Raw genomic sequence first — 20,577 nt, 5'->3', positions numbered from 1 at the left:
TCCGATCTCCCGGGGCCGGCCGATCCGGCCCTCAGGGTATCGGGTTCCCACATTCATCCGCACATGTGCGGATGAATGTGGGAGGTGTTCGGATAAAGTTGATAATCAAGGCCGGAGGGACCCTAAAAATATTTTCAAAAAAGTTGTTGCGCGGCGAACAGACTTCTGTGTATACTAATCCCCGCAGCGCACGCGAGCGGAAACAAGCGCGAACGACTGCCTGGGGAGTTAGCTCAGTTTGGTTAGAGCGCCGGCCTGTCACGTCGGAGGTCGCGGGTTCGAGCCCCGTACTTCCCGCCAACGCAATTAAAGCCACGTCTTCGGACGTGGCTTTTTGCGTTTAATAGGACAACCGCTCGGCCGTCCCTTTCATTCAGCTCCTTGTTTCCGAGATGCGGAAGAGAATTAAGTATATCGGTTTAAACAAGGGGGGTTTGTTGCGCAACACTCGTTCAATGAAACAGGGGGTTAGGTTATACTAAATTCCACTGCAGGCCTAGTCTGATGTAATTTGCTTTGGATTCGACCTTCAGCGGACATCTAATTCACTATTTGGTTGTCCCGGCGGTTATTTAGCGTCTCGACGTAAGCTCGGCCCCGGAGCCCGTTCGAGCTGTTCGTATTCCTTGAAAGGGGAAACATGGACATATCGAGGAAGACTGATTATGCCCTCCGCATGCTTGCGATGCTTGCCGAGGAGCCGGAGCGGTTGCTTTCTGTTCGCACTGCTGCCGAAGAGGTCAATGTTCCGTATTCGTTTGCCCGTTCGATCCAACACGGTTTGGTTCAGGCCGGTATTGTGGAGAGCCTGCGTGGCGTCCACGGCGGTATGCGTCTTAAGGTCAACCCGAGCGAGGTCACTATCCGTCAGGTCGTCGAGGCCGTTCAAGGCCCTATGGTTATGAATGATTGCACGGCACTCGATGGCGACTGTGCGCGCAGGGGCACGTGCTGCTATCATCCCCTGTGGGCTGGGGCCCAGGCGCTGATGCGTGACTACCTCGATTCCGTTTCGCTGGACGATGTCGTCGCTCGCCGCCAGTTCCCCGCCGTCGATCCCAAGTTCGCCGATCGCGACGCCTTTCCCGAGTATGCCGTTTGCGCGTGTGCTTGCCGGGAGGAGTAGCGCCGCATAAGGAGCATAGCTATGATTCAGGACCCCTTTCGTTCGATGATTCGTTCGGAAGGGGTTCTGCGTTATCGCGACCTTCCGTGGCGCCGCACACGCGACCCGTACATCATCTGGCTTTCCGAGGTCATGCTGCAGCAGACGCAGGTTCCACGCGTAGAGATGCGCATGCCGGCATGGCTCGACCGCTTTCCGACCGTGCATTCTCTCGCCCAGGCCGCTCCTTCTGATGTTTTGGACGCTTGGCAGGGCATGGGCTACAACCGCCGTGCTTTGGCGCTCCATAAGGCCGCGCAGCGACTCGTGGAGGACTGGGATGGGGAGTTTCCGCGTGATACATGCGACCTGGTCGCGCTGCCCGGTATTGGGCCCGCAACGGCGCAGGGCATTCGGTCGTTTGCGTTTGATCTTCCGGGAGTGTACCTGGAGACCAATGTGCGCACGGTCTTTCTGCATCACTTTTTTCCTGACGTTCCGTCTGTTCCCGATCGCGAGCTGGTGCCGTTGATCCAGGCGGCCTGCCCGGCGGCGCCCGGTGCGGCGGCGGATGAGGCCGCTCCCTTTGCCGTGCCGCTCGACGATGCCGATACGCCGCGCGCGTGGTATTACGCGCTGCTGGATTACGGCGCGTATCTCAAAAAGACGCTGCCCAATCCGTCTAGGCGCTCGGCGGGCTACAGCCGCCAGTCCAAGTTTGAGGGCTCGCGTCGGCAAAAGCGTGCCCATATCGTGCGCATGCTGCTTGCAGCTCGCGACGGACAGCCGGCGGGCATAACGCTTGTTGAAGCTGTTGCAGGCGTTAACAAGATGGAGGCCGCAGCGGGTCGCGAACCGGTTGGTTGCGATTTTATTGCGGGCATTCTTGCCGACCTGGAGCGCGAAGGCTTTTGTCGTGCCGAAGGCGAGCGCTGGCTGAGTGTGTGATGACGCGAATTTGCAGAACAGGATAGTAAGGTTTAGATTCTCGGCATGAGGGTATCCTAAAGACAATGCCGCTCAAAGTCTGTGGGCGGCGCATATTGAAGGGAAGTACACCTATGGATTTTGAGAATTCTCAAACCAAGAAGAACCTCGAGACCGCTTTTGCCGGTGAGTCCCAGGCGCACACCAAGTATCGTTACTATGCATCCAAGGCCAAAAAGGACGGCTACGTTCAGATTTCGAATATCTTTGCAGAGACGGCGGGCAACGAGTCCGAGCATGCCAAGCTGTGGTTTAAGTACCTGCACGACGGTGCTGTTCCGGATACGCTGGACAACCTGCGCGATGCCGCCGCGGGCGAGAACTACGAGTGGACCACGATGTATGACGAGTTCGCCAAGACCGCCGAAGAGGAGGGTTTTGCCGAGATTGCCGCGAAGTTCCGTGGCGTTGGCGCTGTCGAGAAGGCTCACGAGGAGCGCTATAACAAGCTCGTCGAGCGCATTGAATCGGGCGAGGTGTTTGAGCGCGAGGGCGTAAAGGTGTGGAAGTGCCTGAACTGCGGGCACCTGCATGTTGGTGCCAAGGCGCCCGAGGTGTGCCCGGTTTGCAACCATCCCAAGGCGTACTTTGAGGAGCAGGTGGTGAACTACTAGCGCCGATACGAACGTGGACTGCGGGGCGCGGGGCAGGAGGCCGGATTGCCTTCCCTCCCCGCTCACGGCTCCGCAGGGTCGCGTTGAGGGAAGGCAATCCGGCCTCCCTCCCCGCGCCCCGGCGTTGGGTCGTTGCGTGCTCGCTACAGAAAAGCTGATTAGAAGTTTGCGTGCCGCCCCTTTTGGGGCGGCACGTTTTTGTGTGGGGTCCCTGTCTTCACAATTTCCGTCAAGCTTTTGGTTAGGTTTTGGTCGGATGGCGCAAGGGCGAAAGGGTAAAAGATTGCTGGCGAAAAAAGCTCAAAGAAAGTGCTGGTAGGGGAGATGTTGAACTTTTCGACAGTTTTCTGACAAAAGAATCTTTGCGGCTATTGCCGCGGATTTCGTTGCCGCGGCCGCGATGGTGCGGGATGCTGGGCGCAAGCATCGAATGCTCCTATTGAGGAGGCCAACATGGATCTGTTTCTTGAGACCCCGCAGCAACAAGCCGAGCGCATGCTGCGCCAACAGCAGCGGCTTATGGAGATGCAAATGCAAGGGGCAGCCGTCCAGCCTCCTGCGCAAAACGCCGCGCCCGCGGTATCGTCTGCGGGTGAGGTGGACCCAGGAGCTTATTCCGTACAGCAAGATTCATATGCGCAGGAGCTTGCGTTCGACAAGCGTCGTGCGCGTCGCCGTCGCTGGGCCCAGCGCCTGCGTACGCTGGCGATGATCGTGCTGATCCCGTTGGGACTCGCGGCAATCTTCTTGGCCTCATATGCCCTCACGTGCATTCTCAACGGCGCCTCGCCCAGCGAAGTGCTCCAACATTTGACAGCTCTCGGCCAGCGCCTGGGCGATGTCGTAACAACCATCCGCGCCGGCTGGGAGAGTTAGCGTGCCAGTATTCATAGCGCAAAGGTAACTTGATGCGCCGCCGGCCACGCGCTGCATATGACAGGGTAAGATTGATTGCGGTTCGATTATTGTTCGATTGGGTTTGTTGGGCGGAGTCTATGTCTGCTGTTGATATTGTGCTGGTCGTGATCGCCTTGGTAGCGGTAGGAGTGGCTGTGGCTTGCGCCCTGCAGCTCAAGGGCCTTCGCGCCGAGCTGCGAGAGCGCAGCGATGGCGGTGCGGAGGCGCTGGCGGCACTCGAGCAGGCCAACAACGCGCTCGATGCCCTGAACGTCGCGCTGGCAGAAACCCGCCGCACGGCCAATGCCATCGCGCAGCAGCAGACGACAGATGCGGCCGTGGAGCAGCAACGTTACCTGAACATCGCACGCGAGTTTTCGCAAGCTGGTGACCGGATGGATGACCTGCGCCGCGAGACGGCCCAACAACTCGGTGCCAACCGCGAGGGCATCGAGCACCGCCTGGACAAGGTGCGCGAGACGGTCGATGCTCAGCTGGGTGCTATCCGCAAAGACAACAACGTGCAACTCGATCAGATGCGCGCGACGGTGGACGAGAAGCTCTCCCGCACGCTCAACGATCGCCTGTCGGCATCGTTTAAGCAGGTGAGCGACCAGCTCGAGGCCGTGTACAAGGGCCTGGGCGACATGCAGTCCATCGCCACCGGCGTGGGCGACCTTAAGCGCGTGCTGGGCAACGTAAAGGCGCGTGGCATTTTGGGCGAGGTACAGCTGGGTGCAATCCTGGCGGACATCCTTACGCCCGACCAGTATCTGGAAAACGTCGCCACCAAGCCCGGCGCCTCGGAGCGCGTTGAGTTTGCCGTCAAGCTGCCGGTAGACGAGGGCGATCCCGTGCTGCTGCCGATCGACTCCAAATTCCCGGGTGACGCGTATGAGCATCTGCTCGACGCCCAGGAGTCGGGTGACGCTGAGGCCGTCGCCGCTGCGCGTAAGACGCTCGATGCCATGGTCAAGCGCGAGGCCAAGGACATCTGCGAAAAGTACCTGAGTGTGCCGGCAACGACCAACTTTGGCATTATGTTCGTGCCGTTTGAGGGGCTGTACGCCGAGGTTGTCAGTCGTCCGGGACTTATCGAGACCCTGGGCCGCGACTATCACGTCAACGTTGCCGGCCCTAGCACCATGGCGGCCATCCTCAACAGCCTGCAGATGAGCTACCAGACGTTTAGGCTGCAAAAACGCACCGATGACGTTCTGCGCGTGCTTTCTGCCGTCAAGGCCGAGCTGCCGCGCTATCAGGCGGCGCTGCGCCGCGCCCAGCAGCAAATCGAGACCGCGGGAAAGACGGTCGAGGGCATCATCACCACGCGCACCAACGTCATGGAGCGCAAGCTCAAGGACATCGACGCGCTGGAAGACGCCGACCAAGCTGATGAAATCTTGGGACTCACGCCCGCGGGCCTTCTCACAGACCAAGAAGACGAGGAATAATTACAACAAGACGGTGGGGCACCGGCGCAAACGCGGGCGCCCCGCTGCTTTTCGCATCGTGCTTGCCTGAAGTGCGCTTTAGTATGCAACAATGACGTTTAGCCCCGCCATATGTGAAAGGAAGCCCATGTCACAGAGAAGCACCAGTCCGCTCAAACGCTCAACCGTGCGCCGCACGCTACAGCGTTTTTGGGACGTCACGCGCACGCAGCCGCTGATCGTCTTTCTCTCGGTGTTCTCGTCGGCGGGCTACATCTTTTTGCTCACGTTTGCCAACACCTACGTGATGGCGCTTATCGTCGACCGCGTCCAGGCCGGCCCCGTGGCGGGCGACCGGGTGTTTGAGGTCTTTGGCCCCTACATTCTGGCGCTTGTGCTCGTTAACCTAGTGGGCCAGATCCTCTCCAAGCTGCAGGACTACACCGTCTACAAGCTCGAGATTGCGGGCAACTATCACTTGGCGCGCCTGTGCTTCGACACGCTCTCCAATCAATCCATGACATTCCACACCAGCCGTTTTGGTGGATCGCTTGTGAGCCAGACGAGCCGTTTTATGAGCGGCTACACGGGGCTGGTGGACGTGACGGTGTATTCGCTCATTCCCACTATCACCTCGGTTGTCTGCACGGTGGCGGCGCTCGCTCCGGTGGTGCCGACGTTTACCGTGATCCTGGTGGGCATTATGGTCGTCTACATTGCGTTTGTCTGGCTCATGTATAAGCGCATCATGCCGCTTTCGGCCGCGACGTCCGCCGCGCAGAACAAGCTGTCGGGCGTGTTGTCCGACGCGGTCACGAACATCCTGGCCGTCAAGACCTGCGGGCGCGAAGACTTTGAGCGCGACCTGTTCGATAGCGCCGACCGCGCCGCGCGCGACGCCGAGACGGTTTCGATGCACGCCATGATGCAGCGCAACTTTACGACCTCGGGCCTTATCGTCATCACCATGGCCGTGGTGAGCGTGTTCGTCGCGGGCGGCAACGCGTGGTTTGGCATCTCGGCCGGCTCGCTTGTCATGATCTTTACCTATACGTACAACCTCACCATGCGTCTGAACTACGTAAGCTCCATGATGCAGCGCATCAATCGCGCGCTCGGCGATGCGGCCGAGATGACGCGCGTGCTGGACGAGCCGCGTCTGGTGGCAGACGACGAGAACGCTCCCGAGCTCAAGGTGGGTGAGGGCGCGATTGATTTTGAGCACCTGAGCTTTGCATACCGTGACGCCGCGGCGGGCGAGAGCGTGTTCGACGACCTGACGCTCCATGTGGCGGCGGGTCAGCGCGTGGGCCTGGTGGGCAAATCGGGCTCGGGCAAGACGACGCTCACCAAGTTGCTGCTGCGCCTGGACGACGTACAGGGCGGTCGCGTACTCGTGGACGGTCAGGATGTCTCGCGCTGCACGCAGCAGAGCCTGCGCCGCCAGGTTGCCTACGTGCCGCAGGAGGCACTGCTGTTTCACCGCTCCATTCGCGAGAACATCGCCTACGGCCGCCCCGACGCCACCGACGAACAGATCCGCGAGGCGGCCCGCTTGGCCAATGCCCTGGAGTTTATCGACCGCCTGCCCCGGGGCTTTGACACCATGGTGGGCGAGCGCGGCGTTAAGCTTTCGGGCGGCCAACGCCAGCGCGTGGCCATCGCCCGTGCCATCCTTACCGACGCGCCGATTCTGGTGCTCGACGAGGCGACCTCTGCCCTGGATAGCGAGTCCGAGGCGCTGGTGCAGGAGGCGCTTGAGAACCTGATGCGTGGCCGTACCTCCATTGTGGTGGCACATCGCCTGTCCACCGTGGCGGCGCTCGACCGCATCGTGGTGCTGGCGGACGGCGAGATTGTCGAGGACGGTACGCATGCGCAGCTTGTCGAGGCAGGCGGCGAGTATGCGAGCTTGTGGGGCCGCCAGACCGGCGCATTTTTGGAGGCGTAAAGACCCCATACGTGGGACAATCGTGCCCATAGGTAAGTTATGCCGCTGATCCGAGGAGTCGTTATGCCACGCGAGACCAATGCCGCCAAGCGCGAGCGCGCCGTTGAGGTGTGCGAACGCCTTAACCGTCGCTATGGCCCGGTTGAGTGTTTTTTGGACCACGAGAATCCCTATAGGCTGCTCATAGCGGTGTTGCTCTCGGCGCAGACGACCGACGCGCAGGTCAACAAGGTGACGCCGAAGCTGTTTGCCCAGTGGCCCACGCCCGAGGCCATGGCGGGGGCGAGCGTTGCCGATGTGGCAGATACCATTAAGTCGCTCGGCTTCTATAAGAGCAAGGCCAAGCACGCCGTTGAGGCCGCACAGATGATTGTCGCCGACTACGGCGGCGAGGTGCCGGCCGACATGAAGGAACTCGTCAAGCTGCCGGGCGTTGGGCGCAAGACGGCGAACATCGTGCTCAACGTGGGGTTTGGCATTGTCGAGGGCATTGCGGTCGATACGCACGTCAACCGCATCGCGCACCGTCTGATGCTGAGTCCCAAGACGCACGCCAAAGAGCCGCTCAAGACCGAGCAGGATCTGCTCAAGATCTTGCCGCACGAGTATTGGGAGTCGGTCAACCACCAGTGGATCACCTTTGGCCGCGAGATCTGCGATGCCCGCAAACCCAAGTGCGACGAGTGCCCGCTGGCAGATCTTTGCCCGAGCATGCGCGTTTTGGGGTAGCTGTTTGGCGTGCGCTGGCGTGTTCACCTCATGCGCTACCATGATAATCAATACTTTTGACGCACGACCCGCCGAGCTTGCCCCGGCGGGCTTTTGGCGTTGCGATGCCGGAGGAACAGCATGCTCATTCACCGTATAGCCGCGCAGCTCTACACTGCCGAGGCCTTGCAGACCGTCGAGGCCGGACTCGATGCCGGCGAGGATGTGACGCTGGCCGTGTCGCAGTCGGGCCGCACGCTTATGGCGGCTGCTCAGTTTGCGCGCCGCCCGCGCCCTACGGTCTACATTGTGAGCGGCGAGGACGCGGCCGATCGCGCCGCGCGCAGCCTTGCCGCCTACGTGGGCCTGGCGCACGTGTGCCGCTTTCCCGAGCGCAAGGACTATCCGTGGCGCGAGCAGGCGCCCGACGATGCCGTGGTGGCGCAGCGCTGCGAGGCTCTGGGGCGTATCGTGCGCGGGGACAACTGCATCATGGTTGCCTCGGCCCGTGCATTGCTGCGTTGCGTGCCGCCAGTCGAGAGCCGCTACTGGGAGTCCACGACCTTTGCGGTGGGCGAGGAGATTCCTTTTGACGAAGTGCCGCAGCGCCTGGTGGGCATGGGCTACACCAATGCCGGCGCCGCCGACGCACCCGGCCTATTCCGCGTGCACGGCGACACCGTCGAGGTATTCCCCGCACAAGAGAAAGCGCCCGTGCGCATTGAGTTCTTTGGCGACGAAATTGATCGCATTCGCCGTATGGTGAGCTCTACGGGCCAAACCATCGGCAACGAGGACAGCATCGAGATCTTCCCGTGCCGCGAGCTGGCGCTTACCGACGAAGCCGTTCACAACATGCACGTGGCGCTCTATCGCGCAAGCCAGAGCGACAGCAAGCTGGCGGCACTGCTCGAGATGGTTGATGCGCGTATCGTCACACCCGAGCTCGACCGCTTTTTGCCGGTGATGTACGACCAGACCGTGAGCCCGTTGGCGCACGTGAGCGGCAAGGCGCTTGTGGTTCTGTCCGAGCCTCGCTCGCTGTTCGACGACTGCCTGCGTGCCTACGAGGATATCGAGGCGCGCGCCGGCGAGGCGGGGATTGACCGCTTGGACGGCCTGTACGTGCGCGCCCAGCAGCTCGACTTTGGTGCTCAGCAGCGCCTGAACTACGTGAGCCTGATCCGCGCCGGCGGTGCGGTTACGGCAGAGCTCAAGATTGAGCAGCCGGCTATCGCAGGCTCGGACAACCGCTTTATGACGCGCGTTCAGGAAGTCGTGGGCAAGCGCTATGCCTGCGTGTTTGCCATTCCCGACCGCGGAGCGCGCGAGTCGATGGAGCTCACCTTTGGCGATGAGGGCATTACCTTTGAGGAGTCGCTGACGGCCGCCCCCGAAAACGCCGGTGTTATTGGCGAGCGCGTACGCGTGGCAGCGGCAGATTCTGCCGACCGTGCTGCCCGCCAGGAGGCCCATGCCTCGATCCGCGAGCGCCGCGTCGATGCGCTCAACGCCCGATCGCTCGAGGCGGGCGCCGCCCAGGCTGCCGCCGGTGCTGCCGTACCCACCATCTCGCGCGGACGCGTGACCTTTGTGGATGCTGCCCTGCCGCAGGGCGTGGTGGTGCCCGATGCCAACCTAGCCGTGTTCTCGATCGCCGATCTCAATGCCCGCATGGACGCCAACCGCGCGCGCAGCCGTCGCAAGGTGGACATTACGCAGATCACGTTTCCGTTTAAGCCGGGCGACTACGTGGTGCACGCTACCCACGGCATCGCGCTCTTTAGCGAGATCGCGCGCCAGGAAGTGGGCGGCAAGGAGCGCGACTACTTTTTGCTGGAATATGCCGACGGCGACAAGCTCTACGTGCCGCTCGAGCAGGTCGACCGCATCACGCGCTATGTTGGTCCCGACGGCGACAAGCCGCGCCTGACTAGACTCAACACCGCCGACTGGACGCGTGCCACCAACAAGGCGCGCAAGAACGCCAAAAAGCTGGCGTTTGACCTGGTCGATCTGTATACGCGCCGCTCGTCGATTACCGGTATCGCCTGCCCGCCCGATACGCCCGAGCAGATCGAGATGGAGGAGAGCTTTCCTTACGACGAGACGCGCGACCAGCTGGAGGCCATCGCCGACATTAAGGCCGACATGGAGGCGCCCAAGCCCATGGACCGCCTGCTCTGCGGCGACGTGGGCTTTGGCAAGACCGAGGTTGCCCTGCGCGCGGCGTTTAAGTGCGTGGACTCCGGCCGTCAGGTCATGGTGCTCTGCCCCACGACCATTCTGGCCCAACAGCACTACGAGACCTTCTTTGAGCGCTTTGCCCCGTTTGGCCTCGAGGTCGAGGTGCTCAGCCGCTTTCGCACGCCGGCGCAGCAGAAGCGCGCGCTCAAGGCGTTTGCCGAGGGCACGATCGACGTGCTCATCGGCACGCACCGTTTGCTTTCGGCCGATGTGAACCCCAAGAACCTGGGTTTGGTGATCATCGACGAGGAGCAGCGCTTTGGCGTGCAGCACAAGGAGCAGCTCAAGAACCTGCGCGAGCAGATTGACGTGCTCACGCTTTCGGCAACGCCTATTCCGCGAACCATGCAGATGGCCACGAGCGGCGTGCGCGACATGAGCCTGATCACCACGCCGCCGACCGGGCGCCGCCCCGTGATCGTGCACGTGGGGGAGTACGACCCCGACGTGGTGAGCGCGGCGATTCGCCTGGAGGTGGGCCGCGGCGGCCAGGTGTACTACGTGTCCAACCGCGTCAAGACCATCGACGACGCCGTGGCACGCGTGCACGAGGCCGCGCCCGAGGCGCGCGTGGGCGTGGCGCACGGCAAGATGAGCCCGCGCGAGGTCGAGGACGTGATGATCGAGTTCGCGACCAAAAAGATCGACGTGCTCATCGCCACGACCATCGTGGAGAGCGGCATCGACAACGCGACCGCCAACACGCTCATCATCGAGGATTCGCAGCGCTTGGGCCTGGCACAGCTCTACCAGCTCAAGGGCCGCGTGGGCCGTTCTGCCACGCAAGCCTACGCGTACTTTATGTTCCCGGGCGAGCTGCCGCTCACCGAGGAGGCTACGGCGCGCCTGACCGCACTCTCCGAGTTCCAGGACCTGGGCAGCGGCATGCGTATCGCCATGCGCGACCTGGAGATTCGCGGCGCCGGCTCGCTCATGGGCGCCGAGCAGCACGGCAATCTGTCGAGCGTGGGCTTTGACCTGTTTACGCAGATGCTGGGCCAGGCCGTGGCCGAGGCGCGCGGCGACGACGATGCCGGTGTGGAGGCGGCGAGCGTGGGTATTAACCTGCCGGCCGACTACTTCTTGTCCGAGGAGTACCTGCCGGCGGTGGATCAGCGCGTGCTCGTATACCGTAAGCTTGCGGCGGCCGAGGACCTGGAGAGCATCGACGAGGTGCAGGAAGAGACCGAGGCCGCGCATGGTGAGCTGCCGTTGGCGGGACTCAACCTGTTCAATCGCGCGCGAATCCGCATTCGCGGCGAGCGCCTGGGGCTCGAGAGCGTTACGCTCAGCGGCGGTCGCATCACGTTTTTGGGCGTCGACGTTCCCAAGAAGGTGGCCTATGAGCTTAAGACCCGCTATGGCGCGGTAAACTTCCCCAAGAGCCGCAAACTGTCGGTGCCCTACAAGGCGGGCGCCGGCGCGGGCAGCGGCCTGGGTCGCGGTCTCGACGCCAACGACGGCACCGGCCCCGTGGCCGCGGCACTCATGCTGCTGCAGCAGCTGGGCACGTCCGACGATGACTAACGGGTCGACGCCGTAAACGCCCCATTTGGGCAATCTGGTTCCATCGAAAGGAAAGCATGTTCGGGTACATCTATAAGAAAGATGCCGCTGCTATCGCGGTTATCCTTGTCCTCTGCCTGGGCGTGGGCAGTTTCTTCGATTATCAGATCTCGAGCGCGCTGTTCAACATCGGCAGTATGTACGGCCGCTTTATCGAGGCGACCGGCGAGCTGCCGTTTGAGCTGACGGCGAGCGTCGCGGGCGTTATGCTCGTGCGCGCGGTGCGTCCCGACTCCAGGGGGAGCAAATGGCTCGCCGTGCTCGGCATCCTCGTCAATGTTGGCCTGACCGTCTATGAGATCGTTTCGTCCCTGAGGGTTGGCGGCAAACTCATCGCGGCTCAGTTGGTGCTGACGTTTGTGCTGGCCATCGTCGCCAACCTTATCGTCTATCGCCTCACGCGCACGACCGAGCCCGACGAGCTCACACGCTGGGCGCTCATGGTGCTTGCCGTGTGGGTCGCTCAGGCCATCATTCTCAACGTGATCGTCAAGCCGCTGTGGTCGCGCCCGCGCATGCGCGTGGTCGAGGTGACGCCGGGGCTCGAGTTTCAGCCGTGGTGGGTGATCGGCAACCCCGACAAGCGGGCCTATATTGCCGCCGGTGTAGCCAAGGACGGCTTTAAGTCGTTTGCGAGCGGACACGCGGCGCACGCGGCGATCGGCCTTATGCTCGCCGGGCTTCCCGCAGCGGCCTTTAAGGAAAAGCCGTCGCGCCGTCGTGTGGTCTTTTGGACGGCGGCTGTGGTTGTGGCGTTCGTCGCGTTTGGCCGCATCGTGATCGGAGCGCACTTTTTGAGTGATGTGAGCTGCGGTTTTGCTCTGGTGCTGGCACTTGAGTGCCTTGCCGCGCGCATTGCCTATCCCAGCGGCGTACAATAGCTCCGTTTGAATCATCTGGCCGATACCCGGTAAGAGAGGATTGCCATGCTCGCGTTTAACAACGATTATTCCCACGGCGCACACCCGGCGGTGCTGCAGGCGCTCGTCGACACCAATATGGAGCCGCAGCCCGGATACGGTACCGATGCACATACCGAGCGTGCCAAGCAGCTTATCCGCGAGGCCTGTCAGGCCCCCGATGCCGACGTGTTTTTTCTGGTGGGCGGCACGCAGGCCAACGCGACGGTGATCGACATGCTGCTCGCGCCGTACGAGGGCGTCGTTGCTGCCGAGACTGGCCACGTCGCCTGCCACGAGGCGGGCGCCATCGAGTTTGGCGGCCACAAGGTGCTCACCATCCCCGGCTACGAGGGCAAGATGCACGCCGAGGACCTTGAGAACTATATCCAGGTGTTCTACGAAAACGAGAGCTACGAGCACACGGTGTTCCCGGGTGCCGTGTACGTGAGCCTATCGACCGAGTACGGCACGCTGTACTCCAAGGCCGAGCTCGCGGCGATTCACGCAGTGTGCCAGAAGCGCGAGATTCCGCTGTTTGTGGATGGCGCCCGCCTGGCCTATGCGCTGGCGGCCGATGAGTGCGACATTACCCTGCCCGAGCTGGCGCAGCTGTGCGATGTGTTCTACATCGGCGGTACCAAGTGCGGCGCGCTCTGCGGAGAGGCTGTGGTGTTCTGCGGTATGCACGCCCCGGCGCATCCCATTCCGCGTATCAAGCAGCATGGCGCGCTGCTTGCCAAAGGCCGCCTGACGGGCGTGCAGTTCGAGGCTCTTTTTACCGATGGCCTGTATTTTGAGATTGGTCGCCAGGCGATCGAGACGGCTCAGGCGCTTCGTCGCGTGCTGCACGAGCGCGGCTACCAGTTCTTTTTGGAGACGCCGACCAACCAGCAGTTTGTGATTCTGCCCAACGAGGACATGGGCCGCATTCGCGAGCATGCCTCGATTGAGTACTGGGAAAAGTACGACGAGACCCACACGGTGGTGCGCTTTTGCACCAGCTGGGCCACGACGCAGGAGGACATCGACGCGTTGGCGGCTGTCCTGTAGCCTGATGTAATGACAAGGGGCTGCCCTGCGCCTGAGCTTGGCGCAGGGCAGCCTTTGTTTTTGAGGGGGAAGGGTTGTATGACCGAAATGTCCGAGCCGACGATTCGCCTGGCGACGCCCGACGATGCGCCGGCGTTGCTTGCCATCTATGAGCCGTATGTGCGCCATACGGCGATTACCTGCGAATACGAGGTGCCGAGCGTTGAGGAGTTCGCCGGGCGTATCGAGCGTACGCTCAAGCGCTACCCGTATTTGGTGATGGAGCTGGACGGGCGTCCGGTAGGCTATGCCTATGTGAGCCCGCTCAACAGCCGCGAGGCATACGACTGGTCGGTCGAGACGTCGATCTACCTGGCGCGCGATGTGCTCCACGGCGGGCTGGGCCGCAAGCTGCACGATGCGCTCAAGCAATGCCTGATTGCGATGGGCATCACCAACATGTGCGCGCTCATCGCCGTGCCGCACGACAAGGACGACGAGCATCTGACGCACAACAGCCAGGATTTCCATGCCCATATGGGGTATCGCCTGGTGGGTGCCTTCGACCGCTGCGCCCAAAAGTTCGGTCGCTGGTACGACATGTGTTGGATGGAGCTGGTCCTAGCCGAGCGCACGCCCAACCAACCCAAACCAACCTGGTTCCCCGACCTCCCCAAACCTACCATTTAGGGACAGGTTTATTTTGGCAGGTTAGCCGATGGGTTCGGTGTATTTGGCGCGGTCGGTGCGTTGGATGCGCTTGGAGACATGGAGCGGTCGGCCGTCGGTGTCGTAGACGTAGTCGGTGATCAGGATCAGCGCCTGCCCGCGCTCAACGTTGAGCAAAAACGCCTCGTTTTGCGAGGCATAGCACACCTCAAAGGTCTTATGCCCCTGTGCCGGTGCGCGATGGAACTCCTGTCGCAGCGTGGCGTAGAGCGAACCGTTGATATCGCGATCGATGAGCGTCTCGAAGCTTGGCGGCAGGTAGGTGGTCTCCAGGCACAGCGGCGCGTCGTCCAGGTAGCGCAGGCGGACAAGTTTGACGAGCTTGCTGCCCACGGCGGCGTCAAAGAACTTAGCTATGCTGCCGGCCGCCTTGGCAAAGCCCGAGTCCACGGTGCGCGTGGTGGGCTTCATGCCCTGGCCTTCGACCTGCTTGGTATAGCTCGAAAACACCAGGTTGTTCTCGTGGAGCGCGGGCGTGTCGGCCACAAAGGCGCCACGCCCGCGCTCGGTGCGCACCAGGCCCTCATCAACGAGCACCTTAAGGGCGTGGCGTACGGTGCTGCGTGACAGCCCCGATTCGTCCATGAGTTCCATCTCGGACGGCAGCTTGTCTCCGCGCGCATACGTGCCGGCAGCGATGCGATCGCGCAGCGTGCCCGCCAAGCGCTCGTATTGGGTCAGTTTCTTTTTAGATGTGACGCCCATATTGCCAACCTATATCTAACCTGTATGCTTACCTAAGCAAGCATGTATTTAATAAAACAATAAAAATGCTGGTAGCGAGCTACCGAAAACCACAGCAGCAAAATTTCTAAGACAAATATAGCATACAACTAGTCGACATAACCAAAACATGTATGTAACTTGTATGCCTGTGATGAGCATCAAACGAGAAGAAAGGCTGATGCACGATGACTACTCAGGAACAGGTTAAAGATGTCGTCTCCCAGGTTTTGGCCGACAAGGCAGACAAGGGCGGCATCAAGCGCGTCGTGTGGATTGGCGCCGGCGGATCCAACGGCGGTAACTATCCTGCCCAGTACTTTATGGAGCACGAGGCCACGCAGGTCGTGAGCTCCAGCTACACCAGCAACGAGTTCGTGCACGCCACCCCTGCCTACGTTAACGAGAACACCTTGGCCGTCGTCGTGTCCATGCGCGGCACCAAGGAGACTATCGTCGCCGCCCAGGTCGCCAAGGACCACGGCGCCAGCACCATCGCCATCTATGTTGACGAATCCGCCCTCACCGAGGTCTGCGACTACAAGATTCAGTACGACAGCCTGGCCGTCGACGAGTCCTGCATGGGCCGCACCAACTCCGCCGTCGTGACCATGATCGCCATGGAGCTCACGCAGCAGACCGAGGGCTATGCCGAGTACGAGACCGCCATGGCCGCCTTCGACTTGGTCGACCCCATCTATCGCAAGGCCGTCGAGTACACCCGTCCGCTTGCTGCCAAGTGGGCCGAGCAGAACGCCGACAAGCCCTGCATCAACGTGATGGCTCAGGGTCCGCTCTTTGGTGCCGCCTACGTCTTTAGCATCTGCAACGTGCAGGAGATGCTGCAAATCGACTCCTGCACCATCAACACCTGCGATTTCTTCCATGGCCCCTTCGAGATCCTGGACAAGCGTACCTCGCTGTTCCAGCTCATCAGCGTCGGCCGCAGCCGCTGCAACGACGAGCGCGGCATCCGCTTCGTCAACCAGTACGGTGGCGAGCGCGTCTATCAGCTCGACGCCAAGGAGCTCGGCCTCAACGACATCAAGGACAGCGTGAGCGAGTACTTCAACCACCTGATCTTCGCGCCGATCCTCAACAACGTCTACATGCGTGCACTCTCTGCCGTCACCCACAAGGACTATATGACGCGCCGCTACATGTGGAAGCTCGACTACTAGGAGTTACGCGGTTTTGCCAAACCGCGTAACGGCTCGACGATGCAAACCCGCCAGAGCGGCAATCTGCCTTTCAACTTCGGCGGCATGACCAGAAGGTCAATGCCGCTTCGCTTCAAGGCACCTTGCTCGCTCTGGCGGGTTTTCGCTGACGTTGCCAAAGCATCGGCGTCGCCTTGGTCCAGATGTGGCAGTTGAGGACGTTCCCTTTCTGCCGGCAGTTGGGGACAGTCCTAGTCGTTGGGTAGTCATTGGGGACGTACTTAAACGACTAGTCATTGGGGACGTTCCTGAATGACTAGTCGTTTAAGTACCTCCCCAACGAGTACCAATGACCATGTTGGGGAGCATATTTTTCCGTTCGGCGATTTGTGGCTTGAAAAATGTATATAACGACTATAACGTAGTATGAAACATATTGGAAACAATACCGAGGAGGCTGCGTTGAAGAAAAGCAATCTGGGCTATGTGCTGGTGCTGATCGCCGCGCTTATGTGGGGCAGCATCGGAATCTTTGTAAACGGCATCTCGGCCATGGGTGTTTCGTCTCAGAGCATGGCGGCCTTTCGCCTGTTGTCGGGTGCCGTCTTAATGGCTCCGGTCTTGGCGTTCATGGGTTGCCAGGGAGGTGCTCGTGAGGGAAAAGCATCGGGTCCCCTGACACTGTTCAAGGCAAGTCCTAAAGAGCTTGTTCCCTGCGCGCTTGTCGGTATCGTCGGTTTGGCCGCCGCCAACACCTGCTATTACGAGTGCATGGGCGAGGTGGGCATGTCCACGGCCTCGGTGCTGCTCTACACCTCGCCGGTGTTTGGCGTCATGCTCGGCCGCGTGCTTTATCGCGAGGACGTGACCCCTAACAAGCTCGTTGCCATTGTCTTTAACATCGTTGGCTGTGTGCTTGCAGTGACCAATGGCGACCTTTCCGGTTTTCATTTTTCGGTTTGGGGCGTCACGTCGGGTGTGATTGCAGGCCTTTGTGGTGCGTCGCTCGCGGTGTTTAGCCGAATAGCAACCAAGACGGTCCACCCGCTGGCTGTCACGTTTTGGGGCTTTGTTTTTGGCGGTGCGGTTATGGCAGCTATCGCGGCTCCGTGGCCAGATGTCGCCGCGGCAATGTCGCCACAGCTGCTGCTGCTGTTCCTTGGCTTTGGACTCATCCCCACAGCCGTGGCTTACATCTTATATATGCAGGGTCTGTCCATGGGGCTCGAGACGTCGAAAGTTCCCGTCGTAATGTCATTCGAGACAGTTGTCACCGTACTGCTGGGCATTGGTGTCTACGCCGAGCCCGCCGGCGCGATCAAAGTCCTGGGCATCGTGCTGGTGCTCGCGTCCATCCTGATTATGAATACCGACTTTTCCAAGCTGCGCAACAGTGTGTTTGTCGGTCATGTCATTGAGAGCATGACCTTTAAGCCCAACGCGTGGTGGACGGAGAAATCGCAGGACATGGATCTGTTTAAGGAACGCACCGGCATCGCGCTGGAGCCCACCGTACAGGAAAGTCCCTGGTACTTCGTGCGATAGGGAATTGCGTGCGGCATCCGACCTGGGGTTATCCAGCCAGTGCCCGCCTACCCAGCCCTAACGTTTCGAGTACGTTAAACCCGTAAACGGTCGATTTTTAACCGCGAACGGTCTTTATACTAATTATCAATATAAGTAGCGTATAAGACGTTATAATGACCATAACGAGAAGGAGGAGGCAAGATGAATCAGATCATTCTCGCATCTCATGGCGGCCTGGCCGCAGGCGCCAAAGACACGCTCGAGATGGTTCTCGGCGACGTGTCGAACGTCCACGTCGTGTCGCTTGCTCGTGACGACAAGGAGCCCATCACCAATAAGGTGGACGCCATGATCGCCACGTTCAACGCGGACGACACCGTCTATGTGCTGACCGATATGCTCGGCAGCTCGGTCAACAACAGCATGGTCGAGCTTTCCAAGAACGGCACGAAGTTCACGGTTGTCAGCGGTTTCAACATCCCGCTGGCGCTCACGCTCGCTATGAGCCCCGCCCCCGTCAAGGGCACCGAGCTCGCGGCCCTCATCAACGAGGCCCGCACTGGTCTGACCAACCCCAACGCACCGGTCGAGGCCGTCGCGGCTCCCGCCAAGAAGGCCAAGGCGTCCCGTCACAGCTCCGGTCCCGCCAAGATCGTCCTCGCACGTCTTGACTACCGTCTGCTGCACGGTCAGGTCGTCTTTACCTGGACCACCAAGGTTCAGGCCGAGCGCATCATCGTCGTCGACAACGCTGCCGCCAACGATGACATCAAGAAGGGTGCTCTTAAGCTGGCCAAGCCCCAGGGCGTGCGCCTGAACGTCTTCACCGTCGAGCGTGCCCTCGCCAAGATGGACAAGCTCAACACCCTCGGCGAGCGCGTCATGTTCGTCTTTGGCAACACTGCCGAGATGCTGCAGTTCTGCCAGGGCTACAAGCTCGACGCCATCAACCTGGGCGCCACCGCCAACCACGACGGTGCCGATCAGGTCGGCGGCAAGGACAGCTCCGTCTTCTTCGACGCCACGCAGAAGGCCGACATCAACCAGCTGCTCGACATGGGCATCAAGCTCTATGTCCAGCAGACCCCCACGTATCAGAGCGTCGACATCGACGCCAAGCTGTAGTCAACCAGGCTTTTGCCTGACTGAAAGGAGAAGGGTATGAATACGTTCATCAGTGCGGTGCTCGTCGGCCTCGTCGGCGTGTTCTGCATGTGGGACTCCCGCCTGCTCGGTCGTCTTAACTTCGAGCAGCCCCTCGTTGGCGCTACGCTCGTCGGTCTGCTGCTGGGCGATGTGCCCACCGGCCTTGCCGTCGGTGCCGCCGTCGAGCTCGTGTCCATGGGCCTGGTGCAGGTCGGTGCTGCCGTTCCGCCCGATATGGTCCTGGGCGGCATCGTGGCCGCTGCCTTTGCGTGCCTGACCGATGCTTCCGCCGAGACTGCCATGACGATCGCCATCCCGGTCGCCGTCCTGGGTCAGCTCCTCGGCATCGTGTTCCGTTCCATCATCGCCGCCCTCACCCATGTGGCAGATAGCGCGATCGATAACGGAAAGTTCAAGACTGCCTACCGTATGCACATCTGCGTCGGCACTGGTCTGTACGCCGTCATGTACTTCCTGCCGATCTTCCTCGCCGTCTTTGTTGGCACCGACCTGGTTCAGGCCATCGTCAACATGGTTCCCGAGTGGCTGTCCACTGGTCTTAACGTTTCGACCAAGATCATGACCGCCTACGGCTTGGCCCTGCTGCTCACCATGATGATCAAGAAGGGTATGACTCCGTTCCTGTTCATCGGCTTCCTGCTCGCCGCTTACCTCAACCTGTCCGTCATCGCGGTCGCTCTGATCGGTGTGTGCCTGGCTGTCGTCTTCATGGGCTTCAAGTTCAACGGTTCCCATGCAGCCGCCGGTGTCGATTCCGACTACGATCCGCTCGAAGACGACGAAGACTAAGGAGGAACACACTATGGCAACCGCAACCAAGGACGTGTCCCTGAACAAGAAGGTCAGCCAGTTCTTCTGGCGCTCCTGGGCCATCCAGGCCTCTTGGAACTACGAGCGTCAGATGAACATGGGCTTCCTCTATGGCATGGTTCCCACGCTCGATCGCCTCTATCCGGATGAGTCCGACCCCAAGCAGCTCGCTGCCAAGAAAGAGGCTTACCACCGTCACATGGCGTTCTACAACTGCACTCCGCAGACGAGCGCTTTCGTCCTGGGCCTCGCCGCCTCCATGGAGGAGGAGTACGCCAAGGATCCCGAGAACTTCGATCCCGATTCGATCAACGCGGTCAAGACCTCCCTCATGGGCCCGCTTTCCGGTATTGGTGACTCCTTCTTCCAGGGCACCATCCGCGTTATCGCCTTTGGTCTGGGCGTTCAGCTGGCTCAGCAGGGCTCCATCATGGGCCCGATCCTGGCCATGCTCATCTCCATCGTGCCCTCCGTGCTGATCACGTGGTTCGCAGCCAAGATGGGCTATCAGGGCGGCCACGAGTACCTGAGCAAGCTTCAGGGCGGCGACCTCATGGAGAAGCTCATGTATGTCTGCGGCATCGTGGGTCTTATGTCCGTGGGCGGCATGATCGCTACGCTGATCGGCGCCACCACCCCGCTGCAGTTCGCTGACGGCACCGTCGTGATCCAGGACATCCTGGACGGCATGATGCCCCAGATGATTTCCCTTGGCCTCACCGGCCTTATGTACTGGCTCATCAAGAAGAACGTCAACACCGGTTGGCTTCTTGTGATCGCCATCGTGGGCGGCATCGCCCTCTCCGCGGCCGGCATCCTGGCCTAGTCGCGCCCAAGCGTCTAACCGCTTTCCCCGGGGAGCCTGCCTGGCATCCCATACCCCAGGCAGGCTTCCATCCCTAAATGTGTCAAAGGGACAGTCCCTATGTCACATCTTCAATGGGCCGGCGACTCGGTCCAAATCACGGTAATCCTGCGCACGTCCGGCAAAGTGGCGCCGCAAAAATCGAAAGGAATGTGTC

At 60.9% G+C, this 20,577-nt stretch carries 18 protein-coding genes and 1 tRNA gene; 17 read left to right on the top strand and 2 right to left on the bottom strand.

From position 1 onward, the window contains the following. The first annotated feature begins 222 nt into the window (after nt 1-222). From ACTQV4_RS06570 to rbr, 4 genes are all read left to right on the top strand, one after another. Nucleotides 223-300: transfer RNA gene (locus ACTQV4_RS06570), tRNA-Asp, on the top strand. Nucleotides 301-640: 340 nt separating this feature from the next. Further along, nucleotides 641-1,126, top strand: a complete 486-nt coding sequence (locus ACTQV4_RS06565; RefSeq protein ID WP_154518481.1) for an RrF2 family transcriptional regulator — start codon at nt 641-643, stop codon at nt 1,124-1,126. A 21-nt stretch (nt 1,127-1,147) separates the two neighbouring features. Further along, nucleotides 1,148-2,053 carry an adenine glycosylase gene (locus ACTQV4_RS06560; protein WP_441569516.1) on the top strand — a complete coding sequence of 302 codons (906 nt, stop codon included), beginning with the start codon at nt 1,148-1,150 and terminating at the stop codon, nt 2,051-2,053. 113 nt (nt 2,054-2,166) lie between these two features. Continuing rightward, nucleotides 2,167-2,706, top strand: coding sequence for a rubrerythrin (gene rbr / locus ACTQV4_RS06555; RefSeq protein ID WP_154518486.1), 540 nt, complete (start codon nt 2,167-2,169; stop codon nt 2,704-2,706). Nucleotides 2,707-2,947: 241 nt separating this feature from the next. Here rbr and ACTQV4_RS06550 read toward each other — a convergent pair whose 3' ends face one another. Continuing rightward, nucleotides 2,948-3,133: a hypothetical protein gene (locus ACTQV4_RS06550; RefSeq protein WP_441567067.1), complete on the bottom strand. Its 186-nt coding sequence runs from the start codon at nt 3,131-3,133 to the stop codon at nt 2,948-2,950. A 26-nt stretch (nt 3,134-3,159) separates the two neighbouring features. Between ACTQV4_RS06550 and ACTQV4_RS06545 the strand changes: the two genes are divergently transcribed. The 8 genes from ACTQV4_RS06545 to ACTQV4_RS06510 all read left to right on the top strand — a co-directional run bounded on the left by ACTQV4_RS06545 (nt 3,160) and on the right by ACTQV4_RS06510 (nt 14,129). Next, nucleotides 3,160-3,582, top strand: a complete 423-nt coding sequence (locus ACTQV4_RS06545; protein ID WP_154518493.1) for a hypothetical protein — start codon at nt 3,160-3,162, stop codon at nt 3,580-3,582. Between the two features lie 119 nt (nt 3,583-3,701). Continuing rightward, complete coding sequence (locus ACTQV4_RS06540) at nt 3,702-5,057, top strand: DNA recombination protein RmuC (RefSeq protein WP_441049020.1); 1,356 nt, start codon at nt 3,702-3,704, stop codon at nt 5,055-5,057. A gap of 127 nt (nt 5,058-5,184) precedes the next feature. Further along, on the top strand, nt 5,185-6,987 hold the full coding sequence (locus tag ACTQV4_RS06535) for an ABC transporter ATP-binding protein (protein WP_441569515.1): 1,803 nt from the start codon (nt 5,185-5,187) through the stop codon (nt 6,985-6,987). Between the two features lie 63 nt (nt 6,988-7,050). Then, nucleotides 7,051-7,716: an endonuclease III gene (gene nth / locus ACTQV4_RS06530; protein WP_427719497.1), complete on the top strand. Its 666-nt coding sequence runs from the start codon at nt 7,051-7,053 to the stop codon at nt 7,714-7,716. A gap of 120 nt (nt 7,717-7,836) precedes the next feature. After that, complete coding sequence (gene mfd, locus ACTQV4_RS06525; protein ID WP_441569514.1) at nt 7,837-11,469, top strand: transcription-repair coupling factor; 3,633 nt, start codon at nt 7,837-7,839, stop codon at nt 11,467-11,469. A 56-nt stretch (nt 11,470-11,525) separates the two neighbouring features. After that, nucleotides 11,526-12,389 carry a phosphatase PAP2 family protein gene (locus ACTQV4_RS06520; RefSeq protein ID WP_441569513.1) on the top strand — a complete coding sequence of 288 codons (864 nt, stop codon included), beginning with the start codon at nt 11,526-11,528 and terminating at the stop codon, nt 12,387-12,389. 45 nt (nt 12,390-12,434) lie between these two features. Further along, complete coding sequence (locus tag ACTQV4_RS06515) at nt 12,435-13,460, top strand: threonine aldolase family protein (RefSeq protein WP_441545566.1); 1,026 nt, start codon at nt 12,435-12,437, stop codon at nt 13,458-13,460. A gap of 78 nt (nt 13,461-13,538) precedes the next feature. Further along, the gene (locus ACTQV4_RS06510; RefSeq protein WP_441569512.1) at nt 13,539-14,129 is read left to right on the top strand and encodes a GNAT family N-acetyltransferase; all 591 of its coding nucleotides are present in this window, start codon (nt 13,539-13,541) and stop codon (nt 14,127-14,129) included. 21 nt (nt 14,130-14,150) lie between these two features. Here the strand turns inward: ACTQV4_RS06510 and ACTQV4_RS06505 are convergent, their stop codons facing one another. Next, entirely contained in the window at nt 14,151-14,873 is a 723-nt protein-coding gene (locus ACTQV4_RS06505) for a GntR family transcriptional regulator (protein ID WP_427747834.1), read from the bottom strand. Nucleotides 14,874-15,079: 206 nt separating this feature from the next. Between ACTQV4_RS06505 and ACTQV4_RS06500 the strand changes: the two genes are divergently transcribed. The 5 genes from ACTQV4_RS06500 (at nt 15,080) to ACTQV4_RS06480 (ending at nt 20,381) form a co-directional block, all read left to right on the top strand. Beyond that, nucleotides 15,080-16,072 carry an SIS domain-containing protein gene (locus tag ACTQV4_RS06500; RefSeq protein ID WP_117648180.1) on the top strand — a complete coding sequence of 331 codons (993 nt, stop codon included), beginning with the start codon at nt 15,080-15,082 and terminating at the stop codon, nt 16,070-16,072. Between the two features lie 405 nt (nt 16,073-16,477). After that, nucleotides 16,478-17,596: a DMT family transporter gene (locus ACTQV4_RS06495; protein ID WP_441569511.1), complete on the top strand. Its 1,119-nt coding sequence runs from the start codon at nt 16,478-16,480 to the stop codon at nt 17,594-17,596. Nucleotides 17,597-17,779: 183 nt separating this feature from the next. Then, the gene (locus tag ACTQV4_RS06490) at nt 17,780-18,703 is read left to right on the top strand and encodes a PTS mannose/fructose/sorbose transporter subunit IIAB (protein ID WP_154518543.1); all 924 of its coding nucleotides are present in this window, start codon (nt 17,780-17,782) and stop codon (nt 18,701-18,703) included. 36 nt (nt 18,704-18,739) lie between these two features. Next, a complete protein-coding gene (locus ACTQV4_RS06485) occupies nt 18,740-19,534 on the top strand; it encodes a PTS mannose/fructose/sorbose/N-acetylgalactosamine transporter subunit IIC (protein ID WP_154518546.1) in 795 nt (264 codons plus the stop codon). A 13-nt stretch (nt 19,535-19,547) separates the two neighbouring features. Further along, the gene (locus ACTQV4_RS06480; RefSeq protein ID WP_117855153.1) at nt 19,548-20,381 is read left to right on the top strand and encodes a PTS system mannose/fructose/sorbose family transporter subunit IID; all 834 of its coding nucleotides are present in this window, start codon (nt 19,548-19,550) and stop codon (nt 20,379-20,381) included. Nucleotides 20,382-20,577 lie beyond the last annotated feature (196 nt).

This window comes from Collinsella sp. LCP19S3_B11, from assembly GCF_052121915.1.
Classification (GTDB): domain Bacteria; phylum Actinomycetota; class Coriobacteriia; order Coriobacteriales; family Coriobacteriaceae; genus Collinsella.
The sequence above is the reverse complement of the archived record's forward strand: the minus strand, read 5'-3'. Positions and strand labels throughout refer to the sequence as shown.